This window comes from Treponema sp. R6D11 (assembly GCF_054786075.1).
Map to the genome: position 1 here is coordinate 1 of NZ_BDHD01000436.1, position 1,038 is coordinate 1,038.

The following is a 1,038-nucleotide window of genomic DNA, read 5'->3' on the forward strand; positions in this document are numbered from 1 at the left end:
TTCCGTTGTTGGGCGTGTACGTGCTATGGAAAGCTCGCATGGCAAGAAAATTAAGCAAGCGAAACCGTCTGTGCCGGTTCGAATTTTGGGGCTATCAGAAGCTCCGATCGCGGGCGAAATGTTTTATGTTATGCAGGATGAAAAGCGTGCGAACAAGATTGCCGAAATGCGCAAGTTTAATGAAAGACGCGAAGCAGACAAATTAAAATCAGGCGCGATAACATTAGAGACATTATTCTCTAAAGGCGACGAGCTTAAAAACCTAAACCTTATTATCAAAGGCGACGTTCAAGGTTCGGTTGAGGCTGTTTGGCAAAGCCTAGAGAAATTACAAAACGAAGAAGTGCAAGTTAAAATCGTGCATGGCGGTGTCGGCGGAGTTACAGAGAGCGACATTATGCTTGCTTCTGCCTCTGGCGCGATTATCATCGCGTTTAACGTACGACCAGAAAGAGCCGCGGCAGATTCGGCAGAGCGCCAAGGCATCGAAATTAGATATTACAGAGTTATATACAAACTTATCGAAGAAATCGAACAAGCGATGCACGGTATGTTAAGCCCTGAATTCAAGGAACAAACTATCGGGCATATGGAAGTGCGTCAAACATACAAAGTTTCCGCCGTCGGGACAATTGCTGGTTGTTATGTGACAGACGGTATGGCAAAACGCGATGCGAAAGTCCGCGTTGTGCGCGACAATATCGTTATCCACGAGGGCGAGCTATCCAGCCTAAAACGCTTTAAAGACGACGTTAAAGAAGTCCAATCGGGTTATGAATGTGGTAGCTCGATCGAGAAATTTAACGATATCAAAGACGGCGATGTATTCGAACTTTATGAAATCGTTGAAGTTGCGAGAGACATGAAATAGGGGGCAATTTATATGAACCATAGAATAGAAAAGATAAACGCGGAGATACTAAAAGAGCTTTCGTTGAACCTGCGCGAAGTAAAAGACCCAAGAATACAAAACGCAGATGTTGTTAGCATAACCAAAGTCGATACAACGCCAGATTTAGCGCAAGCGAAAGTGTATAT

2 protein-coding genes are annotated in these 1,038 nt (G+C 44.3%); both read left to right on the top strand.

Annotated elements, in window-relative coordinates:
* Positions 1–871: translation initiation factor IF-2 (locus tag ACYVTD_RS13760; RefSeq protein ID WP_461248297.1), on the top strand; the 871-nt coding region annotated here is incomplete at its 5' end.
* Positions 872–883: 12 nt separating this feature from the next.
* Positions 884–1,038, top strand: a 155-nt coding sequence (locus ACYVTD_RS13765; RefSeq protein WP_461248298.1) for a ribosome-binding factor A, incomplete at its 3' end; no start/stop codon positions are given.